General features: G+C 72.3%; 18 protein-coding genes. 8 read left to right on the top strand and 10 right to left on the bottom strand.

The window, feature by feature from the left end; genetic code table 11:
* Window positions 1-11: 11 nt before the first annotated feature.
* The 3 genes from AC3CCI_RS06115 to AC3CCI_RS06105 all read right to left on the bottom strand — a co-directional run bounded on the left by AC3CCI_RS06115 (window position 12) and on the right by AC3CCI_RS06105 (window position 1,626).
* A complete protein-coding gene (locus tag AC3CCI_RS06115) occupies window positions 12-626 on the bottom strand; it encodes a hypothetical protein (protein WP_354594405.1) in 615 nt (204 codons plus the stop codon).
* Window positions 589-1,149 (bottom strand): RNA polymerase sigma factor, encoded by a 561-nt coding sequence (locus tag AC3CCI_RS06110; RefSeq protein ID WP_354594404.1) that lies wholly within the window; start codon window positions 1,147-1,149, stop codon window positions 589-591. Before AC3CCI_RS06110 ends, AC3CCI_RS06115 begins: the two co-directional genes overlap by 38 nt.
* 183 nt (window positions 1,150-1,332) lie before the next feature.
* Window positions 1,333-1,626: a hypothetical protein gene (locus tag AC3CCI_RS06105; RefSeq protein ID WP_354594403.1), complete on the bottom strand. Its 294-nt coding sequence runs from the start codon at window positions 1,624-1,626 to the stop codon at window positions 1,333-1,335.
* Between the two features lie 187 nt (window positions 1,627-1,813).
* Here AC3CCI_RS06105 and AC3CCI_RS06100 point away from each other — a divergent pair, with 187 nt between their 5' ends.
* Complete coding sequence (locus tag AC3CCI_RS06100) at window positions 1,814-2,329, top strand: GNAT family N-acetyltransferase (RefSeq protein ID WP_488628409.1); 516 nt, start codon at window positions 1,814-1,816, stop codon at window positions 2,327-2,329.
* 19 nt (window positions 2,330-2,348) lie between these two features.
* Here the strand turns inward: AC3CCI_RS06100 and AC3CCI_RS06095 are convergent, their stop codons facing one another.
* From AC3CCI_RS06095 to AC3CCI_RS06085, 3 genes are all read right to left on the bottom strand, one after another.
* Window positions 2,349-3,068, bottom strand: coding sequence for an ABC transporter ATP-binding protein (locus AC3CCI_RS06095; RefSeq protein WP_354594401.1), 720 nt, complete (start codon window positions 3,066-3,068; stop codon window positions 2,349-2,351).
* On the bottom strand, window positions 3,055-3,405 hold the full coding sequence (locus tag AC3CCI_RS06090) for a hypothetical protein (protein ID WP_354594400.1): 351 nt from the start codon (window positions 3,403-3,405) through the stop codon (window positions 3,055-3,057). Before AC3CCI_RS06090 ends, AC3CCI_RS06095 begins: the two co-directional genes overlap by 14 nt.
* A 138-nt stretch (window positions 3,406-3,543) precedes the next feature.
* Complete coding sequence (locus tag AC3CCI_RS06085; RefSeq protein ID WP_354594399.1) at window positions 3,544-3,840, bottom strand: hypothetical protein; 297 nt, start codon at window positions 3,838-3,840, stop codon at window positions 3,544-3,546.
* Window positions 3,841-3,924: 84 nt separating this feature from the next.
* On the opposite strand from AC3CCI_RS06085, the gene AC3CCI_RS06080 reads away from it, so the two are divergent.
* Window positions 3,925-4,785 (top strand): transglutaminase-like domain-containing protein, encoded by an 861-nt coding sequence (locus AC3CCI_RS06080; protein ID WP_488628408.1) that lies wholly within the window; start codon window positions 3,925-3,927, stop codon window positions 4,783-4,785.
* Window positions 4,786-4,925: 140 nt separating this feature from the next.
* On the opposite strand, the gene AC3CCI_RS06075 is transcribed toward AC3CCI_RS06080, so the two are convergent.
* A complete protein-coding gene (locus AC3CCI_RS06075; RefSeq protein ID WP_488628407.1) occupies window positions 4,926-6,374 on the bottom strand; it encodes a glucose-6-phosphate dehydrogenase in 1,449 nt (482 codons plus the stop codon).
* Between the two features lie 85 nt (window positions 6,375-6,459).
* Between AC3CCI_RS06075 and AC3CCI_RS06070 the strand changes: the two genes are divergently transcribed.
* Entirely contained in the window at window positions 6,460-6,672 is a 213-nt protein-coding gene (locus AC3CCI_RS06070; protein WP_043596779.1) for a hypothetical protein, read from the top strand.
* Between the two features lie 34 nt (window positions 6,673-6,706).
* Here the strand turns inward: AC3CCI_RS06070 and AC3CCI_RS06065 are convergent, their stop codons facing one another.
* Both AC3CCI_RS06065 and AC3CCI_RS06060 read right to left on the bottom strand, forming a co-directional pair.
* Window positions 6,707-7,381 carry an SDR family oxidoreductase gene (locus AC3CCI_RS06065; protein ID WP_488628406.1) on the bottom strand — a complete coding sequence of 225 codons (675 nt, stop codon included), beginning with the start codon at window positions 7,379-7,381 and terminating at the stop codon, window positions 6,707-6,709.
* A 29-nt stretch (window positions 7,382-7,410) separates the two neighbouring features.
* On the bottom strand, window positions 7,411-7,740 hold the full coding sequence (locus tag AC3CCI_RS06060) for a DUF3140 domain-containing protein (protein ID WP_488628405.1): 330 nt from the start codon (window positions 7,738-7,740) through the stop codon (window positions 7,411-7,413).
* 125 nt (window positions 7,741-7,865) lie between these two features.
* Here AC3CCI_RS06060 and AC3CCI_RS06055 point away from each other — a divergent pair, with 125 nt between their 5' ends.
* Window positions 7,866-8,906: a glycosyl hydrolase family 18 protein gene (locus tag AC3CCI_RS06055; protein WP_488628404.1), complete on the top strand. Its 1,041-nt coding sequence runs from the start codon at window positions 7,866-7,868 to the stop codon at window positions 8,904-8,906.
* A 120-nt stretch (window positions 8,907-9,026) separates the two neighbouring features.
* On the opposite strand, the gene AC3CCI_RS06050 is transcribed toward AC3CCI_RS06055, so the two are convergent.
* Window positions 9,027-9,470, bottom strand: a complete 444-nt coding sequence (locus AC3CCI_RS06050; protein ID WP_354594393.1) for a hypothetical protein — start codon at window positions 9,468-9,470, stop codon at window positions 9,027-9,029.
* A 182-nt stretch (window positions 9,471-9,652) separates the two neighbouring features.
* Between AC3CCI_RS06050 and AC3CCI_RS06045 the strand changes: the two genes are divergently transcribed.
* The 4 genes from AC3CCI_RS06045 (at window position 9,653) to AC3CCI_RS06030 (ending at window position 14,502) form a co-directional block, all read left to right on the top strand.
* The gene (locus AC3CCI_RS06045) at window positions 9,653-10,309 is read left to right on the top strand and encodes a DUF2510 domain-containing protein (protein ID WP_488628403.1); all 657 of its coding nucleotides are present in this window, start codon (window positions 9,653-9,655) and stop codon (window positions 10,307-10,309) included.
* Window positions 10,310-10,334: 25 nt separating this feature from the next.
* Window positions 10,335-11,225, top strand: a complete 891-nt coding sequence (locus AC3CCI_RS06040) for a hypothetical protein (RefSeq protein ID WP_488628402.1) — start codon at window positions 10,335-10,337, stop codon at window positions 11,223-11,225.
* 455 nt (window positions 11,226-11,680) lie between these two features.
* The gene (locus AC3CCI_RS06035; protein ID WP_488628401.1) at window positions 11,681-13,774 is read left to right on the top strand and encodes a glycosyltransferase family 2 protein; all 2,094 of its coding nucleotides are present in this window, start codon (window positions 11,681-11,683) and stop codon (window positions 13,772-13,774) included.
* A complete protein-coding gene (locus tag AC3CCI_RS06030; RefSeq protein WP_354594389.1) occupies window positions 13,771-14,502 on the top strand; it encodes an efflux RND transporter periplasmic adaptor subunit in 732 nt (243 codons plus the stop codon). Before AC3CCI_RS06035 ends, AC3CCI_RS06030 begins: the two co-directional genes overlap by 4 nt.
* Window positions 14,503-14,634 lie beyond the last annotated feature (132 nt).

Below are 14,634 nucleotides of genomic sequence, written 5' to 3'. Positions count from 1 at the left end.
TTGCGCGGGGTTCAGAACGATCGCTCGTACAGTTCGGCCAGCTGTGGTGTGTCCGAGCCCGAGAGCCCGCACTCCCGGACCACACCGTTCGACGCTGCGACGAGGTAGACGTCACCTGCAGAGGCGGCGCCGAACACGTCGATCGTCTGCACCTCGGAGCCCCTTCTCGAGACGATCACGGTCGAGTCGGTGGTGCCGACGTAGACCGTCTCGACTCTCAGCGTCACCGCGTCTCGGGTCACGGAGGTGACGGCGCCGCGAAAAGCCAGGGACGAACGGGCGAGGACGTCCGTGGAGGGCGGTGAGCAGGAAGACTGCAGCTCGACGGAATCCGAGACGGGGAGGCTCAAGGACGTCGGATCGTCGGTCCACGACGGAACCGCGACCGTGAGGGCGACACCGGATGTCACGAGAGCTGCACCGCACGTGACGAGAAGGTGCCTGCGACGCACGCCGCGGCGTCTGGAGGCGGGTGCCGTAGCCGCTGCGACGAGGGCTTCGCGCCGCCACGGGGGCAGCGGTTCATGGCTCGCAGCAGGGTCAGCCCTCCGGAGCGATCGCTCGAGGTCCGCGTGGTCGCGGCCGTCATCAGGTGTCATCGGCGTCCTCCCCTCCTGCCACGACATGTCCGTCACCCTCTTGCATCTTTCGCACCGTCACGGCGAGCCTCCCTTTGGCCCTGTGCAGCCGGATGGACACGGCGTTGGGAGAGACCCCGAGGACGGTGGCGATCTCCGAGACCCCCAAGTCGTCCCAGAAGCTCAGACGCAGGACCTCGGCGTCCCTCGCCGACAAGCGACCCAGTGCCTCGCGAACGAGGTCGGTGCGGGGTTCGACGGCCTCGGTCCCACCTCGCGCCTCCGAAGGAGGATCGATCGTGATGATGCGGGCCACGAGCCGCTCCTGGCGTCTCATCGAGCGCAGAGCGTTCGCCAACTGATGGCGTGCCACGCCCACCGCCCAGGGGATCTCCTCCCCACGTGGCACCTCGTCTGACCGCCGCCACAGGACCACCATGACCTCGCCGAGGACATCGTCGGCGGTGACCGTGTCGACCCGTCGGGCCAGGAACCGCCGGACCGGCTCGACGACCAAGTCCAGCAGCGCCTCGAAGCGCGCACGATCAGACCCCCCACGCTTCTCGGACACGTCCACCACCGTTCATGTCCGACACACGGTGCCTTCTTTCACGCCCACCTCCGAGTGTCGCCGCAGGGCGCCTCCAGAGACGCTTCACGGTGCCTCCACCTGGGCTCGGACGCACCGGACGGCCGGTTCTCCACCCCCGACCGACGCATCGAGGAGATGGACCGTCCCGGCCGTCGGGTGCGGCTAGTTCTGCGGGGGGATGGTCTGCCGGTCGGTCGGCTTGTCGGTCGTGACCGGCGTGGGGCTCGGGGTGGTCGGTGACGGCGCGGGCGTGACGGTGCCGTCGGTGGGAGGGTCCGGTGCCGGAGTCGGACTCTCGGGAGTCGCCGAGGGAGTCACGCTCGGGCTCACCGTCACGACGGGGTCGTCGTCACCGCCGCCGCAGCCCGTCAGCACCCCGAGCGTGAGCACGGCCGTGGCGGCCACCGCCGTCGCCCGCGAGGTCGCCGCCAGCACCGTCCGCGTCGTCGTCCCCATGGCGAGAGCCTACGCGGGGCCCGAGCGCCTGACGAGGCGATGGCCTTCGTGCCGCCCGTCGTGCCGCCCCGGGGGGCGTCCCCACCGTGCGGGCGATCCGGTCCGTGCCGCATCGGGCCGTGGAGGACACCGGGTCCGGGAGGCGCGGTGCCGGACACCGCGGAGGCGACCGTGCGCAGAATGGGGCATGGACCCGTCGGCCGGACCCGCGCCTCCTCGAGGCGTCGTCGTGCGCGACGCCGTCGCGGCCGACGTGCACGACGTCGCGGTGTTCCAGACCGAGACCTGGCGCGAGGCCTACGCCGGGCTCGTCTCGCCCGACTACCTCCGCCGCGTGGGAGTGCCCGAACGCGAGGCGAGCTGGAGCCTGCGCATCGCCTCGACCTCGCGGCACGTCGTGGTCGCCCGGGCCGAGGGGCAGGTGGTCGGCGTGGCGAGCTGGGGGCAGGGCGACCCGGACGACCCCGACGACCTCGACCTGCCCGAGCTCAAGACGCTCTACGTCGCGTCGTCGTCGCGCGGCACCGGGTTGGCGGCGACCCTGCTGCACCGGGCGCTCGGAGAAGCACCCGGCTTCCTCTGGGTGTTCGAGCGCAACACCCGGGCGCTCGCGTTCTACCGGCGGCACGGCTTCGCCCCCGACGGAGCGCGCAAGCTCGACGCCGGCCCGGACGTCCACGAGGTGCGCCTCGTCCGCCCCTGAGCCCGCCGGAACGGGGGCGTCACCGCGCCTCGTGCAGCCCCGTCCCGGCGAGCTCGAGCACCTGATCGCTCGCGGTGATCACCCGCTCGTCATGCGTCGCGACGACGACGACGGCGCCGCCCTCGGCGAACGCACGCAACACGTCGACGACCATCTCGGCGTTCGCGTCGTCGAGCGACGCGGTGGGTTCGTCAGCCAGGACCACCCGTGGCTCGTGCAGCAGGAGGCGCGCCAGGGCGACCCGTTGCCGCTCGCCCCCGCTCAGGCGGGACGCCTTCGTCGTCCGTACCCCGTCCAGCCCCACCCGCCGGAGGGCTGCGGAGCGTCGCCCGGCCCGCTGTCGCCGAGGAACCCGCCGAGCGACGAGGGCGACGTCGAGGTTCTTCGCGACGGTCCAGTCGTCGACGAGGCCGTGGTCCTGGAAGAGGAACCCGAACACGTCTCGATGCAGATGCCGTCGCGTGCGACCTCGCGTGCGGGTGAGTTCGTCGCCGTCGAGCGTGATCGTCCCGGACGTCACCGTGTCGAGCAGTCCCAGACACGCCAACAGGGTGGACTTCCCCACCCCGCTGGGGCCCCAGATCGACGTCGTCGTCCCGGCGTCGAACGCGGCGGACACGTTCCTCCAGAGTTCACGTCCTGAACGGACCGCGTACAGGTCCGAGACGACCAGGCGTGGGCGGGGCGTGGCCGGTGCCGCCGTGCGGCGGATCGTGGTCGGGGCCTCAGGACGAGCCATGGACGTCTCCTTCGAGTCGGTGCCGGACGGTCGAGCCACCGGCCGACCTGGCCCGCGCGCCCGGACGACGCTCGCACCAGACGGCCGCCGGCCAGGCCAGCAGGGCGAAGGCCGCAGCGAGTGCCAGGCCGGTGGTGATCGCTCGCATGAGGGGGATGTCGGGTACGGCCATCGGGTGCGGACCGAAGAACGCGATGAGGGGTGCCGTGCCTCCGAGCGCTGCGACGACGGCCAGCAGCCGACCGTGACGACGGAACGGTGAGAAGCCGTGGGCACGGTGCACCGCCAGCGAGCGGGCGCGCGATCGGACGGACGACCAGACGAGGAGGCAGATCATCGCGGCTGCCAGGAGGGCCGAGAACCACAGCGTGACGACGGTCTGGGACCTCCACGCGCGCCACTGGGGGCTGGAAGGGCGAGCAAGCGCCCGCCCCATCAGGAAAGCATTAAAGTGTGAACCGCGTCATGAAGAACATCAGACGGCGCCCACCAACGTCCACGCCCCGCCGTCGCGACGCGTCACGCGCCCCTGGACGACGTCGGCCAGCTGGCCGACGGCAGCCTCGACGACGGCGCCGATGCGGTGGGCGGGCTCGTCGGCGGGGCACTCGTAGCGCACCACCAGGCGTGGCTCGCCCCGGACCAGCGTGACGTCGCTCGCCTCGACCGTGGTCAGCCCCGCCGCGCTCGCGGCCGCCGCGGGCAGCACGGAGTCGGGCCGCACCCCCGGTCGCAGGGTGCCGACGGTGAGCGTGACGCGGTACGAGGGCATGCGCCCATCCAACCCGGCGCCACCGACATCGCGGGGCCTCGCCGACGTAACACGCCCGACCCACGCGTGTGCCACCCTCTCGTCATGAAGCGCACCGCGTCCGCCCGGCTCGAGTTCGACGTCGACGGCCCCGCCGAGTTCGTCCTGTCCGTCGCCGCCTCGCGCGCCTACGCCGCCGAGACCCCCGGCCCCGGCGGCGAGACCGCCTCCGACACCGACACCGACACCGCCACCGCCCGCATCACCGAGGAGGCGCTGGCCGTCACCCAGCACGGCGCACCCCTCGAGGTCCGCGAGGTGCACGACCACCACGGCACCCTGCTCCACCTGTGCGAGGTCGGGGCCGGCCGCGTCACCGTCGACTACCGGGTCGTCGTCGATGGCCGTCTCGACGAGCCGCCCGTCGACGAACTCGACCTGGTGCGCTACCGACGCCCCAGCCGGTACTGCGAGTCCGACACCCTCAGCCCGACGGCCCGAGCCGAGTTCGGCGGCCTCGAGGGGCGCGAGCTGCTGGCGGCGGTCGCGACCTGGGTCGGTTCGCACCTCGCCTACGTGCCCGGGGCGAGCGCGCCGACCGACGGTGCCGTGCAGACCCTGCTGGACCGGCAGGGCGTCTGTCGCGACTACGCCCACCTCGTGATCGCCCTGCTGCGGGGGCTCGACGTGCCCGCCCGGCTCGTCAGCGTCTACGCGCCGGGGCTGTCGCCGATGGACTTCCACGCCGTGGCCGAGGCCTTCGTCGACGGCGCCTGGCACGTGGTCGACGCCACCGGGCTGGCCCCGCGCCAGACGTTGCTGCGCATCGCGACCGGCCGGGACGCCTCCGACACCGCGTTCCTGTCGAGCCACGGCGGCCGCGTCACGGTCGCGGGGATGCAGGTCGGCGCCGTCGCCGACGTGCTGCCGCGCGACGACGTCACCACCTTCATCAGCCTGGGCTGAGCGCCCGCCGGCGCCGCGCCTCCTGCGCTCGCCTCGTGACCTCGCCGCCGCGGCTATGTCGCCACGATGTACACAACCCGCCACACGATTGCGTGGCGGGCTGTGTACTTCGTGGCGGCGTGGCGGCGTGGCGGCGCGCCTCAGTCCTCGCGGTGGGCCAGCTTCGCGCCTTCGCGGGCGCGCACGGCCGGTTCGTTCTGGTGCACGCCGGCCGGCCACGACGTCGGCCCGGCCGACCCCGCCGGGTACTCGTCGATGGCGACGTCGCCCAACGTCCAGGCCTTGACCACCGGGGCGACGATGCGCCACCCCTCTTCCGCCGAGTCGCCGCGCACCGACAGCGTCGGGTCGTCGTCGAGGATGCCCTCGAGCACCTCGCCGTACGCCGTCAGGTCGGCCGCGCCGAAGTCGGCGTGCAGGGAGGCGCGGGACAGGTCGTACGAGTCGCCCGGCCCGTTGACGTTGAGTTCGAGCGACATCTCGTCGGGCGAGATGGCGATGCGCAGCCGGTCGGGGGTGCCCCCGCCGACGAACTCCTTCGGCACGTGGGTCGGCGGGCGGAACGTGATGACGATCTCGCGGCGACGCGAGGCGAGGGCCTTGCCCGACCGCAACAAGATCGGCACCCCGGCCCAGCGCCAGTTCGCCACCTCGACGACGACCTCGGCGAGGGTCTCGGTCTCGAGCGACGGGTCGACGCCGTCCTCGTCGACGTAGGCGGGCAGGGTGCGGCCGTCGACCTTCCCCTTCGTGTAGCGGGCGCGACGGGTGTTGGCGACCGCGTCGTCGTCCCAGACGTGGGTGGCGCGCAGCACGAGCTCTTTCTCGTCGCGCAGGTCGGCGGGGCCGAGCGTCGCCGGGGCGTTCATCGTGAGCACGGCCATCACCTGCAGCAGGTGGCTCTGGATCATGTCGACCATCGCACCGGCGTGGTCGTAGTAGCGGGCGCGGTTCTCGAGGCCGAGCTCCTCGTCGTAGACGATCTCGATGCTCTCGACGTGCTGGTTGTTGAGCATCGGCTCGATGAGGCGGTTCGCGAACCGCAGGCCGAGCAGGTTCAGCACGGTCGACCGACCCAGGAAGTGGTCGACGCGGTGCACCTGGTCCTCGGGCACGAGCTCGAGCACCTCGCGGTTGAGCTTCTTCGCACTGGCGAGGTCGGTGCCGAACGGCTTCTCGAGGGCGAGCGCGGTGCCCTCGGGCAGGTCGACCTCGCGCAGGGCGGTGCAGGCCTTCTCGGTGATGGCGGGCGGCAGGGCGAAGTAGATCGACGGAGGCGCGTCACAGGCCTCGACGAGGCTGCGGAGGCCGTCGGCCCCCGTCACGTCGGCCGTGACGTACGTCGTCGACTCGAGCAGCGCGTCGACGGCGGGCCCGCTCGCGTGGACGCTGTCGAACGACGTCTTCACGCGGTCCTTCCACTCGGCGTCGGTGTACTCCTCGACGCCGGCGCCGATCAGCTGGACGCGGCGCTTCGGCTCGAGCGCCAGCAGGCCGCCGAGGCCGGGCATGAGGAGGCGCGCGGCGAGGTCCCCGCTCGCTCCGAGGATCAACAGGGTCGCGGGTGCGGGAGCCTTCTTCGCCGTCATGCCGTGCACGGTAGTGGCTCGGCTCCGGCCGTGCCCGGGGGAGGGCGCACACCGCCGGGAGCCGCCGCGGCGTAGCGTCCACGCCATGAGCGACCAGACCTACACCGCCCGCTTCGTCGGCCACGACGAGACCACCACCGAAGAACTCACCCTCATCGACGGCCTGCCGCAGAAGAGCGTCACCCGCCCCGGGGCCTCCGACGGCGAGGACCTCATGTGGGAGCTCGACGACGACGCCAGCGAGGGCGGCGAGTACGTCTACCGCTCGCTCGGCGTCTCGGGCCACGACTACAGCTAGATCCCACCACGGCCGGATCCCACCGCCGGGCCGGTCAGGCTCGGCGGGTGGGGCGCACCGAGACGACCTCGGCCGTCGCCCCGTGCGGCAGGTCGACCACGAGGCGCACGGCGTCCGCGACCGACCCCGGCTCGAGGTAGAGCGACGCGTCGTAGGTGCCCCCCTCGGCCGTGACCAGTTCGTGCTGCATGTCGGTGTCGACGCGGCCCGGGTGGACCGAGCTGACCCGGACCCCGTGCGGGCGCTCCTCCTCGCGCAGCGCGTCGGTGAGGGCCCGCAGCGCGAACTTGCTCGCGGCGTAGGTGCTGCCCTTCGGCCCGGCGGTGAAGCCCGAACCGCTGTTGATCGCGACGACCGTGCCCTGGGCGGCCCGGAGCGCGGGCAGCAGCTGGCGGGTGACCTCGGCCACGGCGAACACGTTGACCTCGAACACGCGGCGCCAGTCGTCGCGCGACGTGTCGGCGACGGCCCGGCCGCCGATCACGCCGGCGGCGTGCACCAGCACGTCGAGCCCGTCGAGCGGCGGCACCGTGAGGGCCGGGCCCGAGAGGTCGGCGGCCCACGCCGTCGCGGACGGGAGGTCCGCGGTGATCGCCCGCAGCGCCTCCTCGTCCCGGCCGTGGACGATGACGTGGTGCGTGCGGGCGAGGTCGCGGACGACGGCGAGGCCGATGCCCCGCGAGCCCCCGGTGACGAGTGCGGTCTTCATCACCCCAGTCTGCCGCTCGACGGGCGCCCTCAGGCCAGCGGGTCGTGGCCCCAGTTCATCAGCGACCAGCGCCACTTCGTGTCGGTGACGTCGCCCGAGGGGCGTTGCTTCGAGTGACGCGCGACGTAGCCGTGGACCTTCTCCATGTGCTGCCAGTCGGCGTCGGTCAGGTCGGCCTTCTTCTTCTCGAGGATGCGCACGATGTGCCGACCGCTCTCGTGCCCGACGGACTCGCCGCCGTCCTTCTGCCCCACCTCGCGTGACTCGTCGGTGTCGAGCCACTCCTTGAGCGTCGAGGCCGTCATGTTCACGTCGTCGTGGAACTCGTCCCAGGTCTGCTGCCGGTCGTCGTCTGCCATGGGACGAGCCAAGCACGCCCGCCCTCGTCGAGCCCGGGAGCCGCGGGTCGCGGCCTCGCGCCCGGCGCGTCCTCGGGCGCCTCGCCTCGGCACCACGGCCCGCCCGGATCGGCGAAGATGGCACGGTGCGCACCCTGACCGCCGGCACCGCCGCCCTGTTGCTCACCGCCTCGCTCGCGGTCACGCTGACCTCGTGCTCGGCCGACGGCACGAACCCGACGGTGGCCCCGCAGGCGAAGGTCCCCGCCGGGCTGGCCGTCGAGGGCTACGCCATCGCCTCGCCCGACGCGACGACCGCCGCGGTCGACGCCTTCGACCGCAGCGAGGCGGCGATCGACACCGTCGGCGTCTCGGGCGTCGCGATCACGACCGGCGGGGCCGGGGTCGCCCCGAGCGACGAGTCGGCCAACTCGCTGCGTGAGGCCGCGCAGTCGGCGGGCAAGAAGGCCGAGCTGCTGGTCGTCAACGCCGGGCAGGACGGGTTCAGCGGCGAGCTCGCGACGCAGCTGCTGTCGAGTCAGGCGAACCGCGAGTTCGTCGTGTCGGGCCTCACGGGCGAGGTGGTCAACGGCGGCTGGGACGGCGTGCAGGTCGACTTCGAGTCGCTGGCGGCGGGCGACGCCCCGGGGCTGGTCGACTTCGCCGCCGAGCTGCGCGACGCCCTGCCCGACGACGCCACGATCTCGATGGCCGTGCAGCCCAGCACGGACGAGGCCGGATACCTCGACCTCGGCTACGACCTCGCCGCCCTGTCGGACTCGGTCGACCGCTTCGTGCTCATGGCGTACGACCAGCACGGCGTCGGCTTCAGCGAGCCCGGGCCGGTCGGCGGCCTGCCCTGGGTCGGCGAGGTGCTCGACGCGGCGCTCGGGCTCGTCCCGGCCGACCGGCTCGACCTCGGCGTGGCCGGCTACGGCTACCGGTGGACGGGCGAGGGCACCGCAGGAGGCGCGGTGTCGGTCGGCGAGGCCCGCACCGCCGCTCGGTCCACCGGTTCGTGGGACGCCGACCAGGCCGAGTACACCGCGTCACCCGGCGACGGCTCGACCCTCTGGTGGTCGGACGGCCGGTCCATCACGGCCCGGGCCGAGCTGGCCGAGTCGAAGGGGCTGCACGGGGTCGCGATCTGGCAGCTGACGACCGGCGACCCGATCCGCCGCGGCTGATGCGGTTCGCCCGCCGCCGCGGCTGACGCGGTTCACCCGCCGCAGCAGCGCACCGCGTTTCGTGCAGTGCGACCCGACTAGTCGGGGTGCGCTGCACGAAACGCGGTGCAGAGGCTGCCGCTAGGGCTGGACGACGCCGATCGGGCCGGTCAGCTGCGGGATGTCGCGGTCGCTCAGCAGCCAGTGCTCGCCGCCGCCGGTGATCAAGAACGCGAGGGGGCCCGGCCGGCAGACGACGAGTGCGCCGCCGTCTTGGTGCAGCACGCCGTCGAGTGCGCCGCCGAGGTCGCGGTCGTCCTCGGAACCGGTGGCCGACAGGACCGCGCAGCGGCCCTCGGCCCCCATCGCCTGCAGCAGGCGGCGCATGCCCTCGGGGTCGCTGCGGTCGGGACCGAGGGGATGCGCGACGGCCATGTCGACCCACTCGACCGAGCCGGTCAGGTCGGCGAGGGTGTGTTCGGCCGGACCCGACGGGTCGACGGCGAGTTCGTGCACGGACTGCTTGCGATCCGGCGCGGCGAAGGCCTCGAGCGCGGTGATCACGGAAGGGGGGAGCGACGCCACGGGGGTTCTCCTGTCGAGCGGTTCCGACCATCCTCCCACCCGGGGTGCCCTTGCAGGTCCGTCCCCGGGCGGAGAACCGAGCGGGCGTCGGGTGCAGTCGCCGCACTACGCTGCCGGAGAGCCGCGCCTCGCGCGCCACCCCGACCCGGACCGACACCCATCACGACGACGACGGAGACACCGTGAGCGACGCCCCCGGCCAGCAGCCCTGGCAGAACCCGCAGCACCCGCAGCAGCCCCAGCCCCCGCATGGCCAGCCGCCCCACCCGCAGCACGGCCAGCAGCCGTACCCGCAGCAGGGCCAGCAGCCGTACCCGCAGCACGGCCAGCAGCCGTACCCCGGCCCCGGCGGGCACTCCGACCCCCTCAAGAACACCAACCCGGGCCTCGGCACGTCGACCCCGTTCATCTGGGTGATCGCCGTCGCTCCGCTGCTGAGCCTGATCGGCCTCACGTTCTTCGACCTCGGGGACTACCTCGAGCGCATGGCGACGATCACCCCCGGCGTCTACCAGTCGCCCTTCACCCCCGGTTACGCGGCCTACATGGGCTTCTCGTTCGCGGTGTACGCCCTGACGGTCGTGTTCGCCTGGCTCGACCACCGCGCCCTGACGGCCCGCGGCCTCGTCCGGCCGTTCCCGTGGCCGTGGGCGTTCCTCAGCATCGTCTACGTCATCGGCCGTTCGGTCGTCGTGAAGCGGCGGACCGGCGGGGGGCTCGCACCGTTGTGGGTCTTCGTCGCCGCCTACGTGGTGACCGTGGTCGTCGCGTTCGCGGTGTTCGTCTCGGCGTTCGCCCAGTTCGTGCAGTCGATGCCCTCGCTGCCGACCGCGCCGTAGCCGTCCCGACTGCGAGGATGGACCCGTGACCTCCTCCACCGCACCCCGCCTCGGCCTGCTGCTCGACGTCGACGGCCCGATCGCCAGCCCCGTGACCCGCAGCATCGCGCTGCCCGAGATCACCCGCGACCTCGTGGCGCTCGCCGCGCTCGGCATCCCGATCGTGTTCAACACCGGCCGCTCGGATGCCTTCATCCGTGACGAGGTCGTCGCTCCGCTGCTCGCGGCCGGCCTGCCCGAGGGGGCCCGCGTGCACGGCGTCTGCGAGAAGGGCGCCGTCTGGTTCACGATCGGCCCCGAGCACGGTGCCGACGGCGTCGGCCCGATCGAGGTCGACCGGTCGCTCGCCATGCCCGCGGACTTCGGCGACGAGATGCGGGCTCTGGTGGCGGACGAGTACGCCGACCTGGTGTTCTACGACACCACGAAGCACGCCATGGTCTCGATCGAGCAGCTCACCAGCGTCGAGTCGTCGACCTACCTGGCGCGGCAGCGCGCCCTCGACGAGCGGGCGATCGAGGCCCTCGTCCGGCGCGGCTTCGGCGTGCGGCGCCTCGACGACGTGCGGCCCGACGCGTCCGGCGACGTGCAGTGGCGCGTCGACCCGACGATCATCTCGACCGACATCGAGTCGGTGCGGCTCGGCAAGGACCTCGGCGCCGAGCGGGCCCTCGAGCTGCTGGCGACCGACGGCGAGCCCCCGCTCGCCTGGCGGACGGTGGGCGACTCGCGCAGCGACTACGCGATGGCCGACTGGCTGCACGCCCGGGGGCACGCGGTCGCCCACGTCGACGTCCGGCCCGCCGACGGCGTCCCGACGACGCCCTACCCCGTCCTGACGAGCGCCACGGGCGCGATCCACGACGAGGCCGGTGCCGAGTTCCTCGCCGCGTGGCTGGCCGACCTGACCGCCTAGGCCGGGTGACCGTTCCGACACGCCCGACCCGCGCCTCCTGGTCGGGCGTGTCGCGCCCCTCGGCGTGGCCCCCGGACGGGTGATACGGGTGAGCCTGCGCCGCGGACGGGTGTCACCTGCCCGCTGACCGAGCGGGTTGTGACCCGTTCGAGGGGACGCACCCCCCGAACGGGTGTCGCGGTGGAGCCGGATCGACCCTGTACTGTTCCACACGTCCCCGGAACGGTCCCCCGAAAGGCCCACACCGGTGACGAGCCCGTCGATCGAGACGACTGACCCCTCTCGCAGTCGACGGACCCGAACAGGGAGACCCTGGCTCCCACCCGACCGCCGCCCACCCCGGCGCGTCACTCGAGTCGCCGCTGTCGCCGACGCCCCTCCGGACGTCCGACGGCGGCTCTCACCGCCTGCCGGCGTCCGGTCGTCTCTCAGACCCGAACCCGGAGAGAACACGCATGTCCCGAACCATGCGCGTCCGCGACAGCGACGCCGAGAACCGACACACCCCCGGTGCACCCGACACCGGCCCCGCCCTCGACGCGGCACCCCGCTCGCGAAGCGAATTGAGGCGCCTGGCACAGCGCGACGAGGAGCGGGGCGCGCGTGCGCGCCCCTCGACCCGCATGACGAGCGACCACCACGCGTCGGTCGTCTCGCGGACCGAGGGGCGTGCCCACTCGCCGTTCATGGTGCTGCTGGTGCTCGCCTGCACCATGGGCATCCTGCTCTACGGGCAGTTCCTGCTGAACCCGGCGAACCGCGGCGACCTGCTGCCCTACGTCGCCGTGATCATCGCCGAGGCCGTCCTGGTCCTCCAGGCGCTGCTGGCCATGTGGACGATCCTCTCGGGCGGCCAGAACCCCCGCGACTTCGACTTCCACTCGACCCAGGACACCCTCTACGACGAAGAGGCCATCGACCGCCTCGGCGTGCGCGACCAGCCGCACCTGTGGCCGATCGTCGTCGACGGCAAGCCCGTGGTGGTCGACGTCTTCGTCACCGTCTACGGCGAGGAGCTGTCGAAGATCGCGATGACGGTGCAGGCAGCGCTCGCGATGCAGGGCGAGCACCGCACCTGGGTGCTGGACGACGGTCGCAGCGACGAGGTCAAGGACCTCGCGGCGACGCTCGGCGCCCGGTACATCCGCCGGTTGACCAGCAACGGCGCCAAGGCCGGCAACGTCAACTACGCCCTGTCGGTGGCGAAGGGCGACTACTTCGCCATCTTCGACGCGGACTTCGTGCCCAAGCCGATGTTCTTGCACGAGACGGTGCCGTTCTTCATCGACGAGAAGGTCGCCTTCGTGCAGACCCCGCAGTCGTACGGCAACCTCGTCAGCATCGTCAGCCGCGGCGCCGGCTACATGCAGGCCGTCTTCTACCGGTACATCCAGCCCGGCCGCAACCGCTTCAACGCGGCGTTCTGCGTCGGCACCAACGTGATCTTCCGTCGAGCGGCGATCGACGAGGTCGGCGGCATCGACACGGACTCGAAGTCCGAGGACGTCTGGACCAGCCTGTTCCTGCACGAGGCCGGCTGGCGCTCGATCTACATCCCGATGACGCTCGCGATCGGCGACGCCCCCGAGACCATCGAGGCCTACAGCAAGCAGCAGCTGCGCTGGGCGACCGGCGGCTTCGAGATCCTCTTCCGGCACAACCCGCTGAGCCCCCGTCGCACCCTCACGATGGACCAGCGCTTCCAGTACACGCTGACGGCGACGCACTACCTGACGGGCATCGCCCCGCTGCTGCTGATCATGGTGCCGCCGATGGAGATCTTCTTCGACCTGCGCCCGATGAACCTGCACATCTCGGTGCTGCAGTGGCTGCTGTTCTACTCGGGCTTCTACCTGCTGCAGATCGCCCTGGCCTTCTTCACGCTCGGGTCGTTCCGGTGGGAGGTCCTGATGCTGGCGTCCGTGTCGTTCCCGATCTACGTCAAGGCGCTCTGGAACGTGCTGAGCGGCAAGGACACCGCCTGGCACGTGACCGGCGGCGGCAAGGCGGCGAGCCCGTTCAACGTGCTCGTGCCCCAGGTGCTGTTCTGGCTCTTCCTGACGCTGACCTCGCTCGTGGCCATCTGGCGCGACTGGGACAACCGGGTGCTCACCCTGGCCACGGTCTGGAACCTGATCAACACCGCCGTGCTGTCCGCCTTCCTGCTGGCGGCGCTGCGCGAGGCCCGCGCGATCAAGCGGGCGGCCCGCACCGGGTCGAGCGCCCGCACGACGATGACGGGTCCGATCGGCACCGCGTCCGTGCCGGACCGCACGCTCCGCACCCAGGTCGCCCGGCCGTTGCCGCGCAGCCACGACGAGTTCCTCGAGCTGTCGGCCGAGCAGCGTGCCGAGCAGCTGCGCCGCGACGACGAACGGCGCCACCTGCTCGAGGCCGAGCTGGCGATGGTCGACGAGCACCACGTCGACGAGCACCACGTCGACGAGCACCTAGCCGACGAGCGCCACGCCGACGAGGCGGGGCACCACGCCGCCGCCCCCCGACCCGACCGACACGACACGAACGACCGAGAGAAGGTGGTCTCATGACCTGGGGCAACAGGATCAAGATGACCGTGGGCATCCTCGTGGTGCTCGCCCTCGTGGCCGTCTTCACCGTGATCTTCACGCAGCGGCAGGCGCAGGTCATCAGCACGAGCGCCGCCATCGCCAGCCAGGACTTCCCGGTCGGCACCGACTACAGCGGCACGGTCACCTCGACCGACGCCGAGGTCGGCGACGTCGTCTCGAAGGGCGACGTGCTGTTCGCGCTGCAGAGCCCCTCGCTGCAGAAGGACCTCGCGGACGACGTGGTCGTCCCCGACACCGAGGCGTACACCGTGGCGGACGACGGCACGATCACCTTCCTGGCCACGGTCGACGGCACCCTGTCGCGCATGGACGTCCGCGAGGGCGGGTTCCTCGGGTCGGGCACGTCCGTCGCCACCATCGAGAAGGCCGGCACGCTGTTCGTGGACGCCGACTTCACCCTGACCCCCCGCGACTACGAGCGCATCCAGGACGGCGCGACCGTCGACGTCATGCTGCCGAACCAGGTGGTGGTCGAGGGCAGCGTCGACCTGGTCAGCGTGCAGACGAAGGACGGCGCGGCCGCGGCCACCGTCCGCGTCGTCAGCGACCAGCTCACCGAGGGCTCGTACAACGGGCTGGTCGCGAGCGGCACGCCCGTCGAGGCCACCATGCACCTGCGCGACGACGGCATCCTCGCCGGGCCGGTGGACACCATGCAGGACTTCCTGCGCCAGATCGGGGTCTGACGATCCGCGGCGCAGCGCGAGAGACGACGGGTCGGTCCGGCCGACGGCATCGTTCGGGATCACCGATCGACGCCGGGCCGGCCCGTCACCCCCGGGAGGCGCGGGTCGGCATCCGACGCGCCCCGCGCCTCC

The organism is Frigoribacterium sp. CF331, assembly GCF_057787905.1.
The sequence above is the reverse complement of the archived record's forward strand: the minus strand, read 5'-3'. Positions and strand labels throughout refer to the sequence as shown.